The sequence below is a fragment of the Salmonella sp. SJTUF14076 genome (genome assembly GCF_015534835.1).
Taxonomy (GTDB): Bacteria; Pseudomonadota; Gammaproteobacteria; order Enterobacterales; family Enterobacteriaceae; genus Salmonella; species Salmonella enterica.
The window spans coordinates 4,441,774-4,464,708 of the sequence record NZ_CP064674.1; the positions used below are offsets into that span (position 1 = coordinate 4,441,774).

A 22,935-nucleotide genomic window follows, 5' to 3' on the forward strand; every position below is an offset into this window, starting at 1 on the left:
AATGCATGAATATTGATACTATCATGACCTGAGGTGTGTCAACAATGAAAAACGTTTTACCGCCATTTATCGAGATTTACCGCGCTTTGATTGCCACACCGTCGATAAGCGCAACCGAAGAATCCCTGGATCAAAGTAATGCGTCTTTAATCACTTTGCTTGCAGGCTGGTTCAGCGATCTTGGTTTCAACGTAGAGGTTCAACCGGTTCCAGGAACGCGAAACAAATTTAATATGCTCGCCAGCACCGGACATGGCGCGGGCGGTTTGCTGCTGACCGGCCATACCGACACGGTTCCCTTTGATGACGGACGCTGGACGCGCGACCCGTTCACGCTGACCGAGCATGACAATAAGCTCTATGGCCTGGGCACTGCGGATATGAAAGGCTTCTTCGCTTTTATTCTGGACGCGCTACGTGACGTTGACGTCACAAAGTTGAAAAAGCCGCTCTACATTCTGGCGACCGCCGATGAAGAGACCAGCATGGCGGGGGCGCGTTATTTTTCCGAAACCACGGCATTACGTCCGGACTGCGCGATCATTGGCGAACCGACGTCGTTGCAACCGATACGCGCGCACAAAGGGCATATCTCTAATGTCGTTCGCGTCCTGGGGCAGTCCGGTCATTCCAGCGACCCGGCGCGTGGGGTTAACGCCATTGAACTGATGCACGATGCGATTGGCCATATCATGCAACTGCGTGACTCGCTGAAAGCGCGGTATCACTACGAGGCGTTTACCGTTCCGTATCCAACGCTGAATCTGGGCCATATCCACGGCGGCGATGCCTCAAACCGTATCTGCGCCTGCTGCGAATTGCATATGGATATTCGTCCACTGCCGGGCATGACGTTAAACGACCTTAATGGACTGCTTAACGACGCGCTGGCCCCGGTAAGCGAACGCTGGCCGGGCCGCCTGACGGTGGCGGAATTACATCCGCCGATTCCAGGTTACGAGTGTCCACCGGACCACCAACTGGTTGAAGTAGTAGAAAAACTGTTGGGAACAAAAACCGACGTGGTGAACTACTGTACTGAAGCGCCGTTTATGCAGACATTATGCCCAACGCTGGTGCTTGGTCCGGGCTCAATTAATCAGGCGCATCAGCCGGATGAATATCTCGAAACGCGTTTTATTAAGCCAACCCGGGAATTGATTACCCAGGTAGTACACCATTTTTGCTGGCATTAATGCATATTGCCCGGTGACGCGATGTTTACCGGGCCTCCCCCGTCTTGTAGCTACCGTCTTGAACGTCAAGCGGTAGCTACATAATTTTCATCCCACGGAAGCCGCGTTTTCAACACGCCGAAGCATAAATGTACCAGTTTGCGCATCACAGCTCCCAGCGCGGCTTTCTTCGCCTTGCCCTTTGCGACCAGCCTTTCATAGATAGCCTTCGCCTGTTTGTTCCAGCGGCTCGCGGTCAGCGCTGCAACGTACAGCTTAGCCCGCACTCCTGACGGTCCTGTTTTTGACATATGTGGTCTGCCACGCACTGAGCTCCCCGACGTTTTCTCTACCGGTGTCAGTCCCAGATAGGCCGCCACCTGTGAGGCGCTTTTGAACGTCCCGTCTTTCAGCAACGCCAGCATCTCCCGCCCGACCTGATCTTTCACTCCCTTGATTGATTTCAGTAACTCGAGATCAGCCTTCAGCCCCGGATCGTTATCCGTATGATCGGTTATCAGCTTCTCTATCCGGGCCAGTTCCTCGTTCAGCCAGCTCTTTGTTCGCTCAAGTGAACGGATGACCTCCTGTGGTGTGGATGTGGAATTCGCTTTTTCCAGCCGGTTCACCGTACGCTGTACATCCTCTCTCAGCGCATCCCGCTGGCGCAGCAATGCCCTCAGCTTACGTACTTCAGGCGAAGGAGGAACCCAGACAGCCGGGGACTTCAGCTCGCCATAACAGGCCAGCACGAAGGCATCGACAGCATCATTCTTGTTGAGGATATCCATCCCGTGGGCAAATTCGCGGACACGACAGGGGTTGGCCATGCAGACGCTGACACCGGCCTCATGCAGGCCATACGCCAGATTTTCATGGTAAATACCCGTCGCTTCCAGTACGACAGTCACGCTTTCAGGAACACATTTTTGTGCGTTCAGCCAGTCGATAACTTTACGGGCAACGGCGGGTTCGTTAGTCAGAACCTTGTGCTTTTTTTTACCGCCGGGGCCGGCAGTAAGCAGACAAAGATCGATTTTATTTTTACTGACATCAATACCGAGAGTACACACAGAACACCTCCTTTCACCTGAGCCAACACGCCATTCCAGCCTTGTACATACGAAGTCAACGCTTCTGGTTACCGTTCGGATTTTGAGTGACGTGAAAGGTGAAACGGGAGGCTTAAGCTACATCGGAAGCTCAGAGTCTTCAGGCCGGATACAAGCTTCTCCCGTTTCAGATAGCTGACAGCTAATCAGCTATCTGTTCAGGATACAAGGCCGGATAAGCGCAGCGCCATCCGGCATCTCTACGCCACATGTTCATAAGCATTTCTTATTTGGCACGATGCGAATTAACTTTAATAAATTACCGCCATTTTTTCGTTTGCTGAACCGATTTCGCAGTAATTGACGCCACGGGTTTTACGTGGCTTTATAAAAGACGGCTAAAAAGCAAAGTCCGAAAAATTTCACGTCACAGCAAGGCGGCAAACGAGCCCATTCCGCAGAACTGGCATACGGGCGAGCGCAGCCACTGCCGCTGTGGCATGAAAGAGACAGGGCAATTACATTAAAGATGGGGTGTCTGGGGTCATATGAACGAACAATATTCCGCGTTGCGTAGTAATGTCAGTATGCTCGGCAAGGTGCTGGGAGAAACCATCAAGGATGCGCTGGGAGAACACATTCTTGATCGCGTAGAAACAATCCGTAAGCTATCCAAATCTTCACGCGCCGGCAATGAAGCTAATCGCCAGGAGCTGCTCACCACGCTACAAAATTTGTCTAATGACGAGCTGCTGCCAGTTGCGCGCGCGTTTAGTCAGTTCCTGAACCTGGCCAATACTGCCGAGCAATACCACAGCATTTCGCCAAAAGGCGAAGCCGCCAGCAACCCGGAAGTGATTGCCCGCACTCTGCGCAAACTGAAAAACCAACCGGACCTCAACGACGCAACCATCAAAAAAGCGGTAGAGTCGCTGTCGCTGGAGTTGGTGCTAACCGCCCACCCGACAGAAATTACCCGCCGTACGCTTATTCACAAGATGGGTGAAATCAATAACTGTCTGAAACAGCTTGATAATACCGATATCGCCGACTACGAACGCCACCAGGTGATGCGTCGCCTGCGCCAGTTGATTGCCCAATCCTGGCATACGGATGAGATCCGCAAGCAGCGTCCAAGCCCGGTGGATGAAGCCAAATGGGGCTTCGCCGTGGTTGAGAACAGCCTGTGGCAGGGCGTACCTAACTATCTGCGTGAACTGAACGAACAGCTGGAAGAAAATCTCGGCTACAAATTGCCGGTGGATTTTGTGCCGGTACGTTTTACCTCCTGGATGGGCGGCGACCGTGACGGCAACCCGAACGTGACGGCGGATATCACCCGCCACGTGCTCTTGTTAAGCCGCTGGAAAGCCACCGATCTGTTCCTGAAAGACATTCATGTTCTGGTATCAGAACTGTCGATGGTCGACGCCACGCCGGAGCTGCTGGCATTAGTGGGCGAAGAAGGCGCGTCTGAGCCGTATCGCTACCTGATGAAAAAATTACGCGCCCGTCTGATGGCGACCCAGTCCTGGCTGGAAGCGCGTCTGAAAGGCGAGAAGCTGCCCAAACCGGCTGGCCTGCTGACGCAAAACGAGCAGCTCTGGGAACCTCTGTACGCCTGCTACCAGTCGTTACAGGCCTGCGGCATGGGCATTATCGCCAACGGCGAGTTACTCGACACGCTCCGCCGCGTGAAGTGTTTCGGCGTACCGCTGGTGCGTATTGATATCCGTCAGGAGAGCACCCGCCATACCGAAGCGCTGGGCGAAATTACCCGCTACCTCGGTATTGGCGACTACGAAAGCTGGTCGGAAGCCGACAAGCAGGCCTTCCTGATCCGCGAGCTGAACTCCAAACGTCCGCTGCTGCCGCGTAACTGGGAGCCGAGCAACGATACCCGCGAAGTGCTTGAAACCTGCAAGGTTATTGCCGAAGCACCAAAGGGGTCGATCGCCGCCTACGTGATTTCAATGGCGAAAACGCCGTCTGATGTGCTGGCTGTGCATCTGCTGCTGAAAGAGGCTGGTATCGGCTTTGCCATGCCGGTCGCGCCGCTGTTTGAAACCCTCGACGACCTGAACAATGCCGACGACGTGATGACCCAGTTGTTGAATATCGACTGGTATCGCGGACTGATTCAGGGTAAGCAGATGGTCATGATCGGCTACTCCGACTCGGCGAAAGACGCCGGCGTTATGGCCGCGTCATGGGCGCAGTATCAGGCGCAGGACGCCCTGATCAAAACCTGTGAAAAAGCCGGCATCGAGCTCACTCTCTTCCACGGCCGCGGCGGCTCTATTGGCCGTGGCGGCGCGCCAGCCCACGCGGCGCTGCTTTCGCAACCGCCAGGCAGTCTGAAAGGCGGTCTGCGCGTGACCGAGCAGGGCGAGATGATCCGCTTCAAATACGGCCTGCCGGAAGTCACCGTCAGCAGCCTTTCGCTCTACACCAGCGCAATTCTGGAAGCAAACCTGCTGCCGCCGCCGGAACCGAAAGACAGCTGGCGTCATATTATGGATGAGCTTTCCGTCATCTCCTGTGAAACCTACCGCGGCTACGTGCGCGAAAATAAATACTTTGTACCGTACTTCCGCTCCGCGACGCCGGAGCAAGAGTTGGGCAAATTGCCGCTCGGCTCACGTCCGGCGAAACGTCGTCCAACTGGCGGCGTCGAATCGCTGCGCGCGATTCCGTGGATCTTCGCCTGGACGCAAAACCGCCTGATGCTGCCAGCCTGGCTGGGCGCGGGTACTGCGCTGCAAAAAGTGGTGGAAGACGGTAAACAAAGCGAACTGGAAGCCATGTGCCGCGACTGGCCGTTCTTCTCCACGCGTCTTGGGATGCTGGAAATGGTGTTCTCGAAAGCCGACCTGTGGCTGGCCGACTATTACGATCAGCGTCTGGTGGCGAAAACGCTATGGCCGCTGGGCAAAGAGCTACGAGACCTGCTGGAAGAAGACATTAAAGTGGTGCTGGCGATTGCCAACGATTCTCACCTGATGGCCGACTTACCGTGGATTGCGGAGTCCATTCAGTTAAGAAACGTTTATACCGATCCATTAAACGTGTTGCAGGCCGAGTTGCTGTATCGTTCCCGTCTGACTGAAGAGCAGGGCAAATCGCCCGATCCTCGCGTCGAACAGGCGTTGATGGTCACGATTGCGGGCGTCGCCGCCGGTATGCGCAACACCGGCTAACGCAAAAAGAGAGCCGCTCTCACGCAGTTATGTGGGGGCGGCATGAAATACTGCTGTCATCCTCGTCATTTTTTCAATATATTCCTGTCTGCATTTTATGCATTTGTAAATCTTTCTTAGCAAAACGTGCGGCATAAAGCAGGTTTGCTTCAGATTCTTTTAAGGTTCAGGCGTTACGTTTGGCGCTACGATTAAAGACAGGCTCTCATTATGCAATCCACATTACTCCAGACTAAACCCGCGTTTAGCTGGAAAGCCCTGGGCTGGGCACTGCTCTACTTTTGGTTCTTTTCCACCCTCCTGCAGGCCATTATTTATCTCACCGGATACAGCGGGACAAACGGTCTGCGGGATTCGCTACTGTACAGCTCACTGTGGCTGATCCCGGTCTTTCTGTTTCCAGGCCGCATCCGGGTTATTGCTGCCGTTATTGGCGTCGTACTCTGGGCCGCCTCGCTGGCGGCGCTGAGCTATTACGTAATCTACGGGCAGGAGTTCTCGCAAAGCGTGCTGTTTGTGATGTTTGAAACCAACGCCAATGAAGCCAGCGAATATTTAAGCCAATATTTCAGTCTGAAAATTGTTCTTGTCGCGCTGGCTTATACGGTGGCGGCGATTTTGCTGTGGACACGTCTGCGCCCGGTTTATATTCCATCGCCCTGGCGTTATCTGGTGTCGTTTGCCCTGCTGTACGGGCTGATCCTCCATCCCATCGCGATGAATACCTTTATCAAGCATAAGTCGATGGAGAAAACGCTGGATAGCCTGGCGTCACGAATGGAACCCGCCGCGCCGTGGCAATTTATTACTGGCTACTATCAGTACCGTTTACAGCTCGCCTCGCTGAATAAACTGCTGAATGAAAACGATGCCCTGCCGCCGCTGGCTAACTTCCAGGACCACTCCGGCGATGCGCCGCGCACACTGGTACTGGTGATTGGCGAATCGACCCAGCGTGGCCGTATGAGTCTGTACGGTTATCCGCGCGAAACCACGCCGGAACTGGACGCGCTGCATAAAACCGACCCCGGGCTGACCGTGTTTAATAATGTGGTAACTTCGCGACCGTACACCATTGAGATCCTGCAACAGGCGCTAACGTTCGCGGACGAAAAGAACCCGGACTGGTATCTGACGAAGCCATCGCTGATGAATATGATGAAACAGGCCGGGTATAAAACCTTCTGGATCACTAACCAGCAGACGATGACGGCGCGTAATACCATGCTGACCGTGTTCTCTAAGCAGACTGATAAGCAGTTCTATATGAACCAGCAGCGCACTCAAAGCGCGCGCGAATATGACAGCAACGTGCTGGCGCCGTTTAAAGCGGTGTTAGCCGACCCGGCGCCGAAAAAATTCATTATTGTGCATCTGCTGGGAACGCACATTAAATACAAGTTCCGCTATCCAGAAAACCAGGGCAAGTTTGATGGTAAAACCGACCATGTTCCGCCGGGATTAAGCAGCGACGAACTGGAATCGTATAACGATTACGACAACGCGAACCTGTATAACGACTATGTTGTCGCCAGCCTGATTAAGGACTATAAAGCGACCGATCCGAACGGTTTCCTGCTCTACTTCTCCGACCACGGTGAAGAAGTGTATGACACGCCGCCGCATAAGACGCAGGGACGAAACGAAGATTCGCCAACCCGTCATATGTATACGGTGCCGTTCCTGCTGTGGACCTCAGAGAAATGGCAGGCAGCGCATCCGCGCGACTTCTCACAGGATGTCGATCGTAAGTACAGCAGTTCCGAGCTTATCCATACCTGGTCTGACTTAGCGGGCCTGACCTATGATGGCTACGACCCGACGCGTTCCATCACCAACCCGCAGTTCAAAGAGACCACGCGCTGGATTGGCAACCCGTATAAGAAAAACGCGCTGATTGATTATGATACGTTGCCGTATGGCGATCAGGTCGGTAATCAATAGCCTATATGCTGCCCGATAACGCTAACGCTTATCGGGCCTGGCGTGCTTCTCTCCCGTAGTCCGGATAAGGCGCAAAGCGCCGCCATCCGGCAATAATCGCTTGAGGACATCGGTTTTCGACGTTACTGTTTCCTCTGTTTGCGATCGGCAGGGGATTATCATGTATCACGACGTCAGCCACCTTCTCTCCCGTCTCATCAACGGCCCGCTGCCGCTGCGCCAGATTTATTTTGCCAGTGCCAGCGGCCCAGCGCCGGAACTGGCGTACCAGGTGGATTTTCCGCGGCTGGAGATTGTGCTGGAGGGCGAGCTTACTGACATGAGCATTACCGCCCCGCTCATTCCTTGCGATGTTCTCTACGTTCCGGCTGGCGGCTGGAACATCCCGCAGTGGCAAACGCCCGTCACCACCCTGAGCATTCTGTTTGGCAAACAGCAGTTAGGTTTCAGCGTAGTCCACTGGGATGGTCAGCAGCATCAAAACCTCACGAAACAGCACGTTGCGCGCCGTGGCCCGCGTATCGGCTCTTTCCTGTTACAAACGCTTAATGAGATGCAGATGCAGCCGCAAGAGCAGCAAACGGCCAGATTGATTGTCGCCAGCCTACTAAGCCATTGCCGCGATCTGCTCGGCAGCCAAATCCAGACCGCCTCCCGCAGCCGCGCGCTTTTTGAAGCCATTCGGGAGTATATTGATGAACGCTACGCCGCGCCGTTGACGCGTGAATCGGTAGCACAGGCGTTTTATATCTCGCCAAATTACCTCTCGCACCTGTTCCAGAAAACGGGGGCCATCGGCTTTAACGAATACCTGAACCATACGCGACTGGAACACGCCAAAACGTTGCTGAAGGGCTATGACCTGAAAGTGAAAGAGGTGGCGCACCGCTGCGGCTTTGTCGACAGTAACTATTTCTGCCGCCTGTTTCGCAAAAATACGGAACGTTCGCCGTCGGAGTATCGCCGCCAGTATCACAGCCAGCTAACGGAAAAATAATCCACACGCCAGTAAAGAGAATACAGTAGATAAAACGCGCATTTACTGGATTATTGTAATATCAATGCAAAAACCTCACTCCCCCACATGGCATACAACAGCACGTTATACGTTAACCATCACCAACTTGTGAAGTAAATCACACTTTACCAAGAGCATCACATTTGTCCAGTTTTTGGCAGATTTGTCACATAGCGCATCCGGGGCACGCTCCTTTATCCTGTCCATAACGAAAACTCACGAAGAGAAAGACTATGGAACTCTATCTGGATACCGCTAACGTGGCGGAAGTTGAACGTCTGGCGCGCATTTTCCCGATTGCCGGCGTCACCACCAATCCAAGCATTGTGGCAGCCAGCAAAGAATCTATCTGGGATGTGCTGCCCAGGCTGCAAAACGCCATCGGCGAAGAAGGCACTTTATTTGCGCAGACCATGAGCCGCGACGCGAAAGGGATGGTGGAAGAAGCCAAACGACTGAATAACGCCATCCCCGGCATTGTGGTTAAAATTCCGGTGACCGCCGAAGGTCTTGCAGCGATTAAATTGCTGAAAAAAGAAGGCATCGTGACGCTGGGCACCGCCGTCTACAGCGCATCGCAGGGCCTGCTGGCGGCGCTGGCGGGCGCAAAATATGTCGCTCCCTACGTCAACCGCGTTGATGCGCAGGGCGGCGATGGCATTCGTATGGTTCAGGAGCTGCAAACGCTACTGGAACATCACGCGCCCGACAGCATGGTACTGGCGGCCAGCTTTAAAACGCCGCGGCAGGCGCTGGATTGCTTACTGGCAGGTTGCCAGGCGATTACCCTTCCTTTAGATGTAGCGCAACAAATGCTCAATACGCCTGCGGTAGAGTCGGCAATAGAGAAGTTTGAGCAAGACTGGAAAAACGCTTTTGGTAATCTGAACCTGTAGGAGAGAAATGTATGGATCGCATTATTCAGTCACCAGGTAAGTATATTCAGGGTGCAAACGTCATCGCGCGTCTTGGCGATTATTTAAAACCAATGGCGAACAACTGGCTGGTTGTGGGCGATAAATTCGTGCTGGGATTTGCCGAAGAGACGCTGCGCAAAAGCCTGACGGATGCCGGTTTGTCAGTAGAAATCGCCCCGTTTGGCGGCGAATGTTCGCAAAATGAGATCGACAGGCTGCGCGCCGTCGCCGAAAAAAGTCAGTGTGGCGCCGTACTGGGTATCGGCGGCGGTAAAACGCTGGATACTGCCAAAGCGCTGGCGCACTTTATGAACGTCCCGGTCGCTATCGCGCCGACCATCGCCTCTACCGACGCACCGTGCAGCGCACTCTCGGTTATTTATACCGATGCCGGTGAGTTTGACCGTTATCTGCTGCTGCCGCATAACCCGAATATGGTTATTGTCGATACGCAGATAGTGGCGGGCGCGCCGGCGCGTCTGCTGGCAGCCGGTATCGGCGATGCGCTGGCGACCTGGTTTGAAGCGCGCGCCTGCTCACGCAGCGGCGCCACCACAATGGCGGGCGGCAAGTGTACACAGGCCGCGCTGGCGCTGGCGGAGCTATGCTATAACACGCTGATCGAAGAAGGCGAAAAAGCCATGTTGGCCGCCGAACAGCACGTCGTCACGCCAGCGCTGGAGCGCGTCATCGAAGCCAACACCTACCTGAGCGGGGTCGGTTTTGAAAGCGGCGGTCTGGCCGCAGCGCACGCGATTCATAACGGTTTAACGGCGATTCCGGATGCGCACCACTATTATCACGGTGAGAAGGTCGCTTTCGGTACGCTGACGCAACTGGTGCTGGAAAACGCGCCAGTCGAAGAAATCGAAACCGTTGCGGCGCTGTGCCATTCCGTTGGCCTGCCGATTACGCTGGCGCAACTGGATATTAAACAGGATATTCCGGCCAAGATGCGCACCGTCGCGGAAGCCTCCTGCGCAGAAGGTGAAACTATTCATAACATGCCTGGCGGCGCAACGCCGGATGAAGTGTACGCCGCGCTGCTGGTCGCCGACCAGTACGGTCAACGCTTCTTGCAGGAATGGGAATAAGGTCTGAGCAATACTCCTGACGATAGTCAGGAGTATTTCAGCTTGCTGACACAACAGAATTCATTTGCCGAATGTCGACACAGGCACCTTATCTGGCCTTGTTATCCAATCATCCAGGCCGGGTAAGCGAAGCGCCATCATCAGGTATTCCATAGCCTGGAATCAGTCCATTTTGTCCTGAAATAGACTTTTTTATCACGCACCATTCTCTCCGCGGAAAGTCAAATGACGTACTGACACACTTCACGGACGAAGAAGATGAAATTCGCACAGGCGCTTATCGGTATTCTTGCTGCTTTTTTTATTAGCCATATCTCTCATCATTCGCCACGCTCTGATACCAGACCAATAACCGTTCAGGCGCAAACTAATGCTGCAATCGCCCAAAGTGCCGGGACGCAAATAGGTAAGACGCTATTTTATGATGCTGCCTATGTTCGTCTGGATTATCCGAATGGCGATCTTCCGCTGGAGCGTGGCGTATGTGCAGATGTCGTCATCCGCGCGCTGCGCAGTCAGCAGGTTGATTTACAGAAACGGGTACATGAAGACATGCAGGCGCATTTCTCTGCCTACCCGAATAACTGGAAGCTGAAACGCCCGGACAGCAATATCGACCATCGCCGCGTTCCGAATCTGGAAACCTGGTTCCAGCGCCACAACAAAGCGTTGCCGGTGACAGATAAATATAGCGATTATCAACCGGGAGATATTGTCTCCTGGCGACTGGATAACGGCCTTGCGCATATTGGCGTGGTATCCCTGAACGTCACGCCTGAAGGGGTGCCGCTGGTTGTGCATAACATAGGCGCGGGAGCACAGGAGGAAGATGTATTATTTAACTGGAAAGTAACGGGGCACTTTCGTTATTTTTCGCATTAAACGCGGAAAACGTCAGCGACTACCGAATAGCAGCCGCTGACGAATTAACCTGTCAGATTATTGCAGATCGAAACGGTCCAGGTTCATCACTTTCACCCATGCCGTGACGAAGTCCTTCACAAACTTCTCGTGCGCATCGCTACACGCGTAAACTTCCGCCAGCGCGCGCAGTACGGAGTTGGAACCAAACACCAGATCGGCGCGGGTCGCCGTGTATTTCACCTCGCCAGTCAGACGATCCCGGCCTTCGAACAGCTCATTAGATTCGTCGGTCGGTTTCCACTCGTAACGCATATCCAGCAGATTAGCGAAGAAGTCTGTGCTGAGCACGCCCGGTCTGTCGGTAAAGACACCGTTCTGGCTGCCGTCAAAGTTGGTTCCCAGCACACGCATCCCGCCAACCAGTACCGTCATTTCCGGCGCGGTCAACGTTAACTGCTGCGCTTTATCAATCAACAGCGATTCGGTCGTCGACACATCCAGACGCGCACGATAGTTACGGAATCCATCGGCAATCGGTTCAAGCAGCGAGAACATCTCGATGTCGGTCTGATCCTGACGCGCATCCACCCGGCCCGGCGCAAAAGGTACACTGATGCTGACACCCGCAGCAGCGGCCGCCTGCTCGATACCGACCACGCCCGCCAGCACAATAATATCGGCCAGCGAAGCTTTATTCGTCGTTTTCTGGATCTCTTCTAATACCGGCAGAACACGAGCCGCAACGGCGTTGACATCCCAGTCGCGCTGAGGCGCTAATGCCAGACGCGCGCCGTTAGCGCCGCCACGCTTATCGCCGCCGCGGAAAGTAGACGCGGATGCCCAGGCAACCGAAACCATCTCGCTAATAGAAAGCCCGGATGCAGCGATCGCCGCTTTCAGGTTGATAATGTCTTCCTGCGTTGGCTGGTAGAGCGGTTGCGGCAACGGGTCCTGCCAGATCAGATCTTCTTTCGGCACTTCCGGTCCGATGTAACGCGCTTTTGGTCCCATATCTCTGTGCGTCAGTTTGAACCAGGCACGAGCAAAGGCTTCATTAAAGGCCTGCGGATCGTTAAGGAAACGACGGGAAATCTTCTCGAACTCCGGATCAAAACGCAGCGTCAGGTCGGTGACCAGCATGGTTGGCTTACGTTTTTTCGACGGATCGAACGGGTCCGGGATGATGTCCGGCGCGTCTACCGCTTCAAACTGGATAGCGCCAGCCGGACTACGGGTTTGTACCCACTCATATTTGAACAGGTTCTCGAAGAAATAGTTGCTCCACTGGGTCGGCGTCTGCGTCCAGACCACTTCCAGCCCGGAGGTGATAGCATCCGCGCCAACGCCGCTACCATAGCTGCTGGCCCAACCTAAGCCCTGCGCTTCAATCGGCGCGGCTTCCGGATCGGCCCCTACATGGGATGCCGCTGCCGCGCCGTGGGTTTTACCGAGGGTATGCCCGCCAGCGATCAACGCCACGGTTTCTTCGTCGTTCATCCCCATATTGCCAAAGGTAGCGCGAATAGCGGCGGCGGCAGAAAGTGGTTCGCCGCTGTGATCCGGCCCTTCCGGGTTAACGTAGATAAGGCCCATCTCGGTCGCGCCCAGCGGCGCTTTTGCCAGCGCTTCAGGGTGTCGGTGAGTCAACCAGGCTTTTTCATCGCCCCAGTTCACATCCAGATCCGGTTCCCAGACATCTTCACGCCCGGCGCCGAAACCGAAGGTACGGAAGCCGGAGTTTTCCAGCGCCACGTTACCCGCCAGAATAAACAGGTCGGCCCAGGAAATTTTCTGGCCATATTTCTGCTTAATCGGCCACAACAAACGACGCGCCTTATCCAGGCTGACGTTATCCGGCCAGGAGTTAAGCGGCGCAAAACGCTGTTGACCACGACCCGCGCCGCCACGACCATCAATAGAACGGTAGGTGCCAGCGCCATGCCAGGCCATACGAATAAACAAACCGACATAGCTGCCCCAGTCGGCGGGCCACCACGGTTGTGAATCGGTCAGCAGCGCCTTGAGATCCCCTTTCAGGGCGGAGTAGTCTAACTTGCTAAACTCTTTGCGGTAGTCAAAGTCTTCACCCAGCGGGTTAGAACGGTTGGAATGTTGATTCAAAAGATCCACGCGAAGCTGGTTCGGCCACCAGTCGCGGCTGGCAGTCCCTGCGCCTGCGCTTCGGTCATGCCCCCCCTGATGGAAAGGACATTTTCCAGTGGATAACGTGTTATGGGTATCGTCGGTCGTGCTCATATCTCAGCTCCCTTTTAAAGTGTTACCGTTACGATATACACCAGGAGCAAATAGATATAGTTGAATTAATCCACAGATTCGATAGCTAATACCTTTTATATTTTTAGTTACAGAGATGTAGATCAATATGAGGTGTAATAAAGCTCCCGGCAGGGAGCTGGAGGTTATAAACCCGGTCTTACGCCCAGTGTGTGGCAAATGGCATAACTCATTTCCGCACGATTCAACGTGTAGAAGTGGAAATCCTTCACTCCTTCACGGCTTAAAATTTTCACCATGTCCATCGCAATGTTAGCGCCCACCAGCTTGCGGGTTTCTGCGTCATTATCCAGCCCCTCAAACATCAGTGACATCCAGGACGGAATGCGGACATTGGTCATATCGGCAAATTTTTTCGCCTGTTTAAAGTTAGACACCGGTAAAATGCCGGGAATAATTTCTACGTCGATACCGGCGGAAACACAGCGGTCACGAAAACGCAGGTAGCTTTCCACATCGAAGAAAAATTGGGTTATCGCGCGGTTAGCGCCAGCATCCACTTTACGCTTCAGATTAAGCAGATCGGCCTGCGCGCTTTTCGCTTCCGGATGTACCTCCGGATAGGCCGCTACTGAAATATCGAAATCGGCCACCTCTTTGAGCAAACCAACCAGATCGGCGGCGTACATCTCCGGCTTACCGCTGCCCGGCGGCAAATCGCCGCGCAAAGCGACAATGTGGCGGATACCGTTATTCCAGTAGTCGCGGGCGATGGTGCGCAGTTCATCGCGCGTGGCGTCAATACAGGTAAGGTGCGGCGCGGCCTCAAGCCCAGTACGCTCTTTAATGCCTTTAATAACGCTATGGGTGCGGTCGCGTTCCCCTGAGTTGGCGCCATACGTTACCGAAACAAACTTCGGTTTCAGACTGCTCAGGCGATCGATGGAGTTCCACAGGGTTTGCTCCATTTCACTGGTGCGCGGCGGGAAAAATTCAAACGAAACGTTAATCTGACCCTGTACTTCCGCCAGGCTCTGATTCAGGGCTTCCCGCTGGTTGGCGTGAAAAAAGCTCATACCTTACCTCATCAATCGCATGTTATTATTTGTTGTGTTGTAAACATCTATCCGTTTAGACGTCCAGATGTAAAAATGACGGAAAAGCGGAAGGACGTCAACTGAAAAATCACGCCAAAGAATGAGGAATATTCAGCAAAGATGAAAAAACTTCATTCTCCATCATCTTGAGCAATACCTTCTTCATACGGTTCCGGGTGTTCTTCAACACATAAAAAATAAGGCGTAAATGATATGATTCAACGGCTTTGGCGACGCAGGGACGGGGGAACCAGAAGATGAACACAGCGAATTTCGAGTCGATACATATCATGATCGACGCGCAAGTGTGGCGTAACCTGCCGCTGCATCTGCGCCTGTACCACGCTTTTCGTCAGTTGGTCATTTCCGGCGCGCTGGTCGATGGCGCAAAACTGCCGTCCGCTCGCGCGCTGGCGCAGCAGCTTCGCCTGTCCAGAGATACGGTTGAAAATGCCTATTCCCAGCTTCAGCGCGACGGCTTTATGACCCGCAGGCAAGGGGCCGGGAGTTTCGCCAGCCGCCAGGGGATTCCGCATATTCAGGGGCAGCACAGCCTGCCGCCATCGCCTCGCCAGACGCCCACACTTAGCGCCCGCTGGCAGACGATTGCCGATCGCGCCGTATCTTTCGATGCCCGCCGAGTGCAGACGTTTACGCTCGGCCTTGCGGAAACGCGAAACTTCCCGCAAACCATTTGGCAGAATTTTGCCCGCCAGATCCAGCGCGAGCGGGCGCATACGCTAATGCTGCATGGCGATCCGCAGGGAGAGCCGGAACTGCGCCAGCAAATTGCTCATTATCTCAATTTTGAACGCGGCGCGAAGGTCGACGCGCAGCAGATTGTGATTGTCAGTGGCGCGCGTCAGGCATTCTGGCTATGCGGGCAACTGCTGGCAGAGGCCGGACAGTCGGTGGTGATGGAAAATCCAGGCTATCCCGGCGCACGTCAGGCATTCTCTGCCGCACAGCTCAACCTTCTTCCCATTGAAGTCGATAGAGACGGTATTCGGGTGGATAAACTGCCGCCTGCGCCGCTGGTTTACGTTACGCCGTCGCACCAGTTTCCCTCCGGTCATTTGCTCTCTCTGGCGCGGCGTCATGCCCTGATTGACTGGGCGCGGACGCATAATGCCTGGATTATCGAAGATGACTACGACAGTGAATTTCACTACAACGGCGCGCCCGTCGCCTGTATGCAGGGGTTAGATCGCGAGCAGCGCACCCTGTATGTCGGCACCTTCAGCAAAACGCTCTACCCCGGTCTGCGCATTGGTTATCTGGTGGTGCCTGAGTCGCTGGCCGCGCATTTTGCCGCTGCGCGCAATTTGCTTGATGGCGCAACGCCCGCGTTGACCCAATTGACGCTGGCGCGATTTATCGCATCCGGCCATTTTGCCGCCCATATCCGCACCATGCGCAGTATGTACGCGGTGCGGCAGGCGTGCCTGGCGCAGGCCATCAATCAGCATCTTAGTGACTGGGTGACGCCGGTCGTGACGCCCGGAGGATTACAAATGCCCTGCTGGCTGCATGAAGGTATTGACGAACAACAGACCCTTAACGCCGCGCGGCGGGCCGGGTTAAACATCGCCGGGATGCGCCAGTTCTGGCTGACGCACCCCGCGCCCACGGGCTGGCTGCTGGGATTCGCCGCGTTTACCCCCTACGAGATTGAAAATGGAGTCAAGCTTCTGCGGGCTGCATTATGCGCCGAAAACGCCCGCCAAGCCGGGTCATAATCTCATAAGGGATGGTATCGCAGGCGGCGGCAACCTCTTCCAGCGTCTGACTCACGCCAATAAACTCCACAACATCGCCAGGCGTTGGCATGATGGCGCTGGCGTCCACCATAAAGCTGTCCATGCAAACCCGTCCCAATACCGGTAACCGAACCCCGCGCCAGCACACGCCCGCCGGAGGACGCAAGTTACGTGGAATCCCATCAGCGTATCCGGCGGATACCGTGGCGATATGCAGCGGGCGAGTGGTAGTAACCGTACTGCCGTAGCCAATCGGCGTCCCAACTGGCACGTCTTGCACACGCAGAATGCTCAGCGTCAGCGTAAATGCCGGTTTTAACGGCGTTGAAAACCACGGCTGGGCGACGCCGAACAGCGCAACGCCCGGACGGCAGAGATCTTCCCGCCAGGCCGGATGCAGAAACATACCGCAGGAATTTGCCAGCGAATAACGGCTGGTTGGGAATGCCTCTTTTGCCTGCTGGAGTAGCGTATGCTGATAGGCATTTAACGCATGATCCGGCCTGTCGGCGTTCGCCAGATGGCTGATGATATAGTCTGGCGCAGCCCAGCCACGCTGGCGAAAAATCGCGGCCAGCCGCGCCAGTTGCTCCGGCGTCACCCCCAGCCGCGACATGCCGGAATCAAGCTGGATCAAAACCGGACGCCGCTGCGACCGCGCCTCCTGTAGCGCCAGCCACGCCATCACCTGGTCAACGGAATTCAGCAACGGCGTGATCTGTTGCGCGCAACAAAACGGCATCGCCTGCGGCATGACGCCATTAAGCAACACCACCATCGCGTCAGCCGACAGGATTTTACGTAGCGCCACCCCTTCAGAAAGTTGCGCGACAAAAAAGATCCGGCAATTGGCCGCATACAGGGCTGGCGCAATCGCCTCCGCCCCCAGACCATAGCCATTGGCTTTCAGTACTGCGCCGCATTGCGCGGGGGCGACATGGCGCGCCAGCGTTTGATAATTGTCAACGACAGCGGCGAGATCTACACAAAGAACGCCGCACGCCGCCTGAATTTCAGCAAGTTTCATCATTGGTAAGGCAACGGATAGTTGGTGGTTAATTTAGTCACTTTTTGCCGAATATCGGCGCAAATATCTGTAATATTCGGCGTCTTGATGGCAAAAATAATTTCACTGATCCAGTCCGCGATCAGCGCGAAATCATCGGCATTCATTCCGCGGGTGGCGCAGGCTGCGCTGCCAATGCGAATCCCGGAGGTAATCGACGGCGGCTGTGGATCGCCTGGCAGCATGTTTTTATTGACCGTGATCCCCGCCAGTTCGAGAAAGTATTCCACCTGAGCGCCGGTTAACCCCTGCGGGCGCAGGTCGATAATGCCCAGATGGCAGTCGGTGCCGCCCGTTAACAGCGTCAGGCCGCGCTGCGCCAGTTGCTGACACATCGCTTGCGCATTTTCGATTACCTGCCCGGCGTAACGTTTAAATTCAGGCTGTAGCGCTTCGCCAAGCGCCACCGCTTTAGCCGCGATAACGTGCATCAACGGCCCGCCCTGCAAGCCGGGAAAGATGGCGCTGTCGATTTTTTTTGCCAGCCGGGCGTCGTTGGTCAGAATCATGCCGCCACGCGGCCCGCGCAACGTTTTATGCGTGGTGGTGGTAATTACATCGGCATACGCCAGCGGCGAGGGGAAACAGCCGCCCGCCACCAGCCCGGCAAAATGCGCCATATCTACCAGCAGTATCGCGCCGACGGCATCGGCAATGCGGCGAAAGCGGGCAAAATCATAGTGTCGTGGGTAGGCCGATCCCCCGGCGATAATCAGCCGCGGGCGCTCACGCTTCGCGATCGTCTCGACCTCATCCATATCAATAAGACCGCTATGCGCATCGACGCCATAGTGAAAGGCGTTAAACCATTTGCCGGATTGATTGACCGGCGAGCCGTGAGTGAGATGGCCGCCGCATTGCAGGCTCATGCCCAGAATTTTGTCGCCGGGTTTCAGCAGCGCCAGATATACCGCCTGATTCGCCTGGCTGCCGGAGTGAGGCTGCACGTTAACGTAACGCGCGCCGAAAAGTTGCTGCGCGCGGGTTATCGCCAGCATCTCAACCTCATCAATGAACTTACAGCCGCCGTAGTAGCGGTGCTGGTAATAACCTTCGGCGTATTTATTGGTTAATACCGACCCTTGTGCCGCAAGAACGGCAGGGCTGGCGAAATTCTCCGAGGCAATCAGTTCCAGCGAGTGCTGCTGGCGCTGTTGCTCTTTGTTAAGCAGATCAAAAAGCGGATCGTTGTTTATCATGCGGTTCCCCCGAAAATTCATCATGCGATGATTTTCGCAGGGAAAGTTTCCCCCGCACCCCGCCACTTTTTACGCAGGACGCAGACCACCGGACAGAGGGGGAAATTTCGGCAGAAACATGCCGGGCACGCGGCGCGTAACCCGGCAAAATTACAGGCGCTGCGCCAGACGGTTGATATCCGCGGCCCACGAATGATCCAGGCCAGACATACCGTCGTCCGGCCTGAATGCGCTAAAGGCCATTGCGCACAGGCAAGTAACCCCTTACTTCTTCACATCCGCAACGCGCATCCCTTTGAGTTGCTCATCCGTGATGGTGTTGCCCGCCTTAAAGTAATCAACTATCGCATTCGACACATAGTAGCCGCCGGAGGTGTTCCGCGCCTGGCCTTCCGTGAATGCCGCAAAACCGTCGCCGCCGTCGGCAAGGAAGCTGTTGGTAGCGATGTGATAAACCGTAGCATCGTCAATCGGCTTGCCATTGAGCGTCAGCACGGTAACCCGCTGGCCGACAGGTTTGCTGCTGTCATACTTCATCTCCAGCCCTTTAGACACCTGCAATACGCCGTTGCTTAAGCCGGCGCCATGCTCCATCAGGCTGCGCAATTGTTTACCGGTTAAATCCATCGTGACCAGTTCATTAGGGAACGGGAAGGTACTGATTACCGCCCCCATCGTCACCGCGCCAGCCGGGATTTCGTTGCGGATACCGCCAGAGTTAGTAAGCGCTAACTGGGTGTCTTTCCCCGCCGTAAAAAGCAGCGCATCCGCCGCCAGATTCCCCAGCGACGACGATTCGCCATACGCGCGGGTCAGCTCAACCGGCGATTGCGCCACCGTCTGCTGCACGACTTTATCGAGCTTTTTGTTCCAGCCGTCGATCACCTGTTTCGTTTGCGGATCTGGCTTCCACTCATCAGCAAAAATGGTCTTCAGCTCGAAGTTCTTCACGGTAAACTGATGCGGCTTTTCCTGGTAGTCCAGCACCAGTTTGCCGACATCAATGCCGCCGCTGTCCGTTGAGAGGATCAGCGTATTGCCGACTTTAATCGGTTCCGGCGTACCGACATGCGCGTGGCCGGTAATCAAAATATCCAGCCCTTTTACCTGACTTGCGGTCTGAATATCTTTATCCAGCGCGCGTCGCACATCGGTATTCCCCATGCTGGACTGGCGGGCCGGGGTACCTTCGTGAATCAGCGCCACGGTCAGATCGACTTTACCTTTAAGTTCATCAATGTAACGTTGCAGCCACTTAATTTCATCGCGTGCCTCAATGCCCACGCGCGTCGCGGCAGAAACCGTATCATTAAAAGCAAAGACACCGTGTAAGCCGATCACGCCAATCTTGACGCCATCTTTTTCAACAATGGTGTACGGCTTATCCCAGAAGGATTTACTGCTGTCCTCATAAAAAATATTGCCCTGCACGATAGGGAATTTTGCCCGGCTCAGTTGCAACAATGTATTGTCCCAGCCATGATCGAACTCATGATTACCGATAGTGGCAGCGTCATACTGCATGGTATTCAAAATATCGATAATCGCTTTACCCTTCGTCAGGCTGCTGATATACGGTCCGGTAAAGTAATCTCCGGCATCAAAAAACCACGTCGCCTTATTTTTGGCTTTTTCCTGCTTCACCAGCGTAGTGATATTGGCCCAACCGCCAATATCGCGTTTACCGTCAGCAATCCACGGCACTTTATAAGGCTCCACATGAGCGTGTAGATCGTTGGTGTAAATAATGGTGACATCTTTGGCGCAGGCCCAGAACGGCAGCGTGAACAAAATACCGGCAGCAAGCAGTTTTACTTTCATAAATAAGTCCCTTTCAGTCATATAAAGATTCGCTACGTTACATTCTGAAAGGTTTTTTTATGTGAGAGTCCTCACACCCGCGTACCGTTTTATGAAGGCAGAATCAACGACCTGCCAAAATCGTTGGTAAAATGTATGCCGCCTCTGTTCACCATTAATGCCTGCAAAAGCGCTGGTTGTCGCAATCTTGGGCTGCCTGACTCGCCGGATTATGTGTGGCCGGACTATCGCCTGGGTTATCCGGCATTGCATTGTCGAGCCTGCGGCAGTTATCCGCCGCTCTTCAACGAGGTGGAATTTCGCCGCTGGGCGTCTGCTTATATCGCGCAATATGCCAAAGAGCATGGTCACTTTTGCCCCGACTGCTATCAAAAAACATGGATTCGTTATGGACGTAATCCCGGCGGAACGCAGCGACTTCAGTGCCAGTACTGTAAGAAGGTCTGGACGCCAAAACAGCACGCGCTGAATGTCGCCGAAACGCCGGAACAGATTTGCAGTATTCCGCTGCTCGTACCGTTTCAGGGAGCGAATGCCTTCCAACAATTGTACTTTTTATTCAGTTTTGACGCTGTTCGCGGCAATGTTCTTCACCTTTCCAGCAATTTTACGTTACTTTCTGCCGGAAAGAGTTTGCATTACCACTGGAAAGGAATTGCGCCGCCCGAGGGTGAGAATGGCGATATTATTCACCGTATCGCCATTAAAGAACGGCAATTTTTACAGCGCAGTCAGTTCGATGAGATTCAGTATGGCCCGGCGGCGCTTAAACGTAACGCGCAAGGGACAATACTTCGCCCGGTCATTACGGCGCATGGTCATTTTCGGGTGCTGAAAAACCGCTTTCCTGATGTCACGACACACATCATTGCCCATGAGTGTTTTTTGCGCGGCGCGGTCATTACGGCATGGGCGGAGCGGTTTCGCCAGCGTCTCTCCTCGCTGTGGTTCGTTGAGGAAGAGATAAACGATGACGATTGCCGCGCAGAGTGGCAACTGTTAGGCAAAACATGGCAGGGATGGTGGCAAAATCAGTGGCAACTCTGGGGGCAAGGTCACAACCGCAAAATGGTCTGTTCGTTAACCGGTTCCCACTTAGAACAAGGTGTCGCCGTTAATCTGGCGGCCAGTCGCCGCTTTGTTACCTGGCTATGGCAACAACCTGAATTCCAGCAAAGCGCCCACTATTCCGCCAAACGCGTCACGCAAATTCTGTATTTGCTGACGGAAAAATATAACTCACAATGGAATCACATTTAACCCAATGATGTAATGCCACGCATAAAAAATCACAGATTATCATTCAGAAGGCGCTATAGATTTAATCACCTCACATCCTGCTTTTATACGCTGAAAAAGAATAGAACTATTTGATAAAATGGCCCTTCGTTTTAAGTTAAAATCGGCTATAAACGTTATTCACATAATCAATATTTATTATCAATTTAAATAGTTCTATACATTCTTATTTTCTATGGAAAACAAGGGATAAATATGGAAATTACTTTACCGTCAATGTCAGATAAAAAATGGACCTGCGCCGATCTCCTGAGTAGCTATCAATTCTGGGGGATCACTTTTTTCTTTTTGGTGCTCTCTTTTATCAGTTCGCTGGGATCGTCGTATGGTGTTTATTTTTGGAGTAAATCACTGTCTATTCCAGCCGATCGTATTGGTGTTATTCTCGTTTGCGGCCAACTGGGATACCTCCTGGGTATGGTTGCCAGCTGGTTTGTCTGCCGTATAAAAAATTGTTACCCCTTCTACTTTGTTGCGCTCCTGTTAATCATTAGCGTGGTCTGTTCCTTCTGCGTAAATGGCCCGTCTGACGTAGTCAGGCTTATCATAGCGCAGTTTTTAATTAGTCTGGGTGTGGGGATCGTAACGCTGTTAGTCCCCATGCTGCTTTTCAGCGCTATCGGCAGTACACAGACATTTGTTATTTTATTTAGCCTCTGCTTACTGTTCAAATTTATCATCGCTAGCTGTCTGTCTATATTTATATACTCAATTCCTTATATAGGAATAATCGCGATTACTTTAGCGGTTATCGCATTTTTGCTACTATTACCGCTCAAAAAAGAACTTTTCTATATTGCACCGCCCAAAAGGTTCTCATCAACCCAGCGACCTGAGTGCGCAGAACCCGTTGTCGTCGCATTATTGGCCTTTTTCATTCCATTTTATATTATTTATTGGTTCTTCAGAATTCACCGGGAAATGCAATTTGTGGCGCCTTCGCCCCGACTCATGACCGCATGTGGCGCGGGATGGCTGTCAGCAATTATGCCGTTTGGCACAGCCATATTGTGTCTGACGCTTAGCGACGAAATCCGCGCTCTGCTGGCGAATAAAAACGAAGATGGCGGAATACGAACCGGCTGGACACTATTCTGGGCGTTACTGCTGCCACCCGTCGGCGCGGCGATTATCCAGGCAAAAATGAACCGTTTTATTACCGCTAATACCGCGGATACTGCTGACAGAGGATAA

The 22,935-nt window shown here is 53.9% G+C and carries 16 protein-coding genes; 10 read left to right on the forward strand and 6 right to left on the reverse strand.

Annotated features, from left to right (window positions below):
- The first annotated feature begins 44 nt into the window (after positions 1-44).
- On the forward strand, positions 45-1,196 hold the full coding sequence (gene argE, locus HU143_RS21325) for an acetylornithine deacetylase (RefSeq protein ID WP_000800208.1): 1,152 nt from the start codon (positions 45-47) through the stop codon (positions 1,194-1,196).
- Between the two features lie 65 nt (positions 1,197-1,261).
- Here argE and HU143_RS21330 read toward each other — a convergent pair whose 3' ends face one another.
- A complete protein-coding gene (locus tag HU143_RS21330) occupies positions 1,262-2,248 on the reverse strand; it encodes an IS110 family transposase (protein ID WP_023226548.1) in 987 nt (328 codons plus the stop codon).
- Between the two features lie 527 nt (positions 2,249-2,775).
- On the opposite strand from HU143_RS21330, the gene ppc reads away from it, so the two are divergent.
- The 6 genes from ppc to HU143_RS21360 all read left to right on the forward strand — a co-directional run bounded on the left by ppc (position 2,776) and on the right by HU143_RS21360 (position 11,282).
- Positions 2,776-5,427: a phosphoenolpyruvate carboxylase gene (gene ppc / locus HU143_RS21335; RefSeq protein ID WP_064441826.1), complete on the forward strand. Its 2,652-nt coding sequence runs from the start codon at positions 2,776-2,778 to the stop codon at positions 5,425-5,427.
- Between the two features lie 210 nt (positions 5,428-5,637).
- Positions 5,638-7,371 (forward strand): phosphoethanolamine transferase CptA, encoded by a 1,734-nt coding sequence (locus tag HU143_RS21340; protein WP_001192092.1) that lies wholly within the window; start codon positions 5,638-5,640, stop codon positions 7,369-7,371.
- Between the two features lie 160 nt (positions 7,372-7,531).
- Positions 7,532-8,368 carry a helix-turn-helix transcriptional regulator gene (locus HU143_RS21345; RefSeq protein WP_000274595.1) on the forward strand — a complete coding sequence of 279 codons (837 nt, stop codon included), beginning with the start codon at positions 7,532-7,534 and terminating at the stop codon, positions 8,366-8,368.
- A gap of 254 nt (positions 8,369-8,622) precedes the next feature.
- Positions 8,623-9,285, forward strand: a complete 663-nt coding sequence (gene fsa, locus HU143_RS21350; protein ID WP_000424866.1) for a fructose-6-phosphate aldolase — start codon at positions 8,623-8,625, stop codon at positions 9,283-9,285.
- Between the two features lie 11 nt (positions 9,286-9,296).
- On the forward strand, positions 9,297-10,400 hold the full coding sequence (gene gldA / locus HU143_RS21355) for a bifunctional L-1,2-propanediol dehydrogenase/glycerol dehydrogenase (protein ID WP_000374031.1): 1,104 nt from the start codon (positions 9,297-9,299) through the stop codon (positions 10,398-10,400).
- A 258-nt stretch (positions 10,401-10,658) separates the two neighbouring features.
- Positions 10,659-11,282, forward strand: coding sequence for a DUF1287 domain-containing protein (locus tag HU143_RS21360; RefSeq protein WP_000666688.1), 624 nt, complete (start codon positions 10,659-10,661; stop codon positions 11,280-11,282).
- 57 nt (positions 11,283-11,339) lie between these two features.
- Here the strand turns inward: HU143_RS21360 and katG are convergent, their stop codons facing one another.
- Positions 11,340-13,520 carry a catalase/peroxidase HPI gene (gene katG, locus HU143_RS21365; protein WP_023227093.1) on the reverse strand — a complete coding sequence of 727 codons (2,181 nt, stop codon included), beginning with the start codon at positions 13,518-13,520 and terminating at the stop codon, positions 11,340-11,342.
- Positions 13,521-13,684: 164 nt separating this feature from the next.
- On the reverse strand, positions 13,685-14,575 hold the full coding sequence (metF, locus tag HU143_RS21370; RefSeq protein ID WP_000007508.1) for a methylenetetrahydrofolate reductase: 891 nt from the start codon (positions 14,573-14,575) through the stop codon (positions 13,685-13,687).
- 278 nt (positions 14,576-14,853) lie between these two features.
- On the opposite strand from metF, the gene HU143_RS21375 reads away from it, so the two are divergent.
- Positions 14,854-16,335: a PLP-dependent aminotransferase family protein gene (locus tag HU143_RS21375; protein WP_023227092.1), complete on the forward strand. Its 1,482-nt coding sequence runs from the start codon at positions 14,854-14,856 to the stop codon at positions 16,333-16,335.
- On the opposite strand, the gene HU143_RS21380 is transcribed toward HU143_RS21375, so the two are convergent.
- The 3 genes from HU143_RS21380 to HU143_RS21390 all read right to left on the reverse strand — a co-directional run bounded on the left by HU143_RS21380 (position 16,280) and on the right by HU143_RS21390 (position 20,442).
- A complete protein-coding gene (locus HU143_RS21380) occupies positions 16,280-17,386 on the reverse strand; it encodes an alanine racemase (RefSeq protein WP_023227091.1) in 1,107 nt (368 codons plus the stop codon). The genes HU143_RS21375 and HU143_RS21380 overlap by 56 nt on opposite strands.
- Positions 17,383-18,621: a serine hydroxymethyltransferase gene (locus HU143_RS21385; RefSeq protein ID WP_023227090.1), complete on the reverse strand. Its 1,239-nt coding sequence runs from the start codon at positions 18,619-18,621 to the stop codon at positions 17,383-17,385. The genes HU143_RS21380 and HU143_RS21385 overlap by 4 nt, the downstream gene beginning before the upstream one ends.
- Positions 18,622-18,885: 264 nt before the next feature.
- Positions 18,886-20,442, reverse strand: coding sequence for a bifunctional metallophosphatase/5'-nucleotidase (locus HU143_RS21390; RefSeq protein ID WP_000865261.1), 1,557 nt, complete (start codon positions 20,440-20,442; stop codon positions 18,886-18,888).
- A gap of 135 nt (positions 20,443-20,577) precedes the next feature.
- Here HU143_RS21390 and HU143_RS21395 point away from each other — a divergent pair, with 135 nt between their 5' ends.
- Together HU143_RS21395 and HU143_RS21400 are read left to right on the forward strand one after the other, a co-directional pair.
- Entirely contained in the window at positions 20,578-21,702 is a 1,125-nt protein-coding gene (locus HU143_RS21395; protein WP_023227089.1) for a hypothetical protein, read from the forward strand.
- Between the two features lie 234 nt (positions 21,703-21,936).
- Positions 21,937-22,935: a hypothetical protein gene (locus HU143_RS21400; protein ID WP_001621441.1), complete on the forward strand. Its 999-nt coding sequence runs from the start codon at positions 21,937-21,939 to the stop codon at positions 22,933-22,935.